At 42.8% G+C, this 1266-nt stretch carries 1 protein-coding gene; it reads right to left on the reverse strand.

Going from position 1 to position 1266, the window contains the following annotated elements; all coding sequences use genetic code 11:
* Positions 1 to 80: 80 nt before the first annotated feature.
* On the reverse strand, positions 81 to 1265 hold the full coding sequence (gene tuf / locus HMPREF9096_RS05400; protein WP_005646706.1) for an elongation factor Tu: 1185 nt from the start codon (positions 1263 to 1265) through the stop codon (positions 81 to 83).
* Position 1266: the final 1 nt, after the last annotated feature.

Raw genomic sequence — 1266 nt, forward strand, 5'->3', positions numbered from 1 at the left:
ATAAACAAAAAGTGCGGAGAATTTTCCCCGCACTTTCTTTTGTCTTCTTTCTGTCTTTAGGACATTCAAGAATACATCAATTATTTGATGATTTTCGCTACAACGCCAGCACCTACTGTACGGCCACCTTCACGGATTGCAAAACGTAAACCTTGGTCCATCGCGATTGGGTGGATTAAGCTTACTGTCATCTTGATGTTATCACCAGGCATTACCATTTCCACGCCTTCTGGTAATTCGATAGTACCAGTTACGTCAGTTGTACGGAAATAGAATTGTGGACGGTAACCTTTGAAGAATGGAGTATGACGACCACCTTCTTCTTTTGATAATACGTACACTTCTGATTCGAAGTCAGTATGTGGTGTGATTGAACCTGGTTTCGCTAATACTTGACCACGTTCGATTTCTTCACGTTTTGTACCACGTAATAATGCACCGATGTTTTCACCTGCACGACCTTCGTCAAGTAATTTACGGAACATTTCAACACCAGTTACTGTTGTTTTCGCTGTATCTTTGATACCTACGATTTCTACTTCATCACCAGTACGGATGATACCACGTTCTACACGACCAGTTACTACTGTACCACGACCTGAGATTGAGAACACATCTTCGATTGGAAGAAGGAATGGTTGGTCAATCGCACGCTCTGGCTCTGGGATGTAAGTATCTAAGTGGTTTGCTAATTCAAGGATTTTTTCTTCCCATTCTGCTACGCCGTTTAATGCTTGTAATGCAGAACCACGTACGATTGGCGTATCGTCACCTGGGAAGTCATATTGAGAAAGAAGTTCACGAACTTCCATTTCTACTAATTCTAATAACTCTTCGTCATCTACCATGTCGCATTTGTTTAAGAATACGATGATGTATGGGACACCTACTTGGCGACCTAATAAGATGTGCTCACGAGTTTGTGGCATTGGACCATCAGTTGCTGCTACTACTAAGATAGCACCATCCATTTGTGCCGCACCAGTAATCATGTTTTTAACATAGTCGGCGTGTCCCGGACAGTCAACGTGTGCGTAGTGACGAGTTGCTGTATCGTATTCAACGTGTGAAGTGTTGATGGTGATACCACGCGCTTTTTCTTCTGGCGCGTTATCGATTTGGTCGAATGCACGAGCTGCACCACCGTAGTGTTTAGATAATACGGTAGTGATTGCTGCTGTTAAAGTTGTTTTACCGTGGTCAACGTGGCCGATTGTACCCACGTTTACGTGCGGTTTTGTACGTTCAAATTTTTCTTTAGACATT

This window comes from Haemophilus sp. oral taxon 851 str. F0397 (assembly GCF_000242295.1).
Taxonomy (GTDB): domain Bacteria; phylum Pseudomonadota; class Gammaproteobacteria; order Enterobacterales; family Pasteurellaceae; genus Haemophilus.

Bases quoted from the DNA above. Each gene is read 5' to 3' on its own strand.
- tuf (WP_005646706.1), bottom strand. From the start codon at position 1,265: ATGTCTAAAGAAAAATTTGAACGTACAAAACCGCACGTAAACGTGGGT.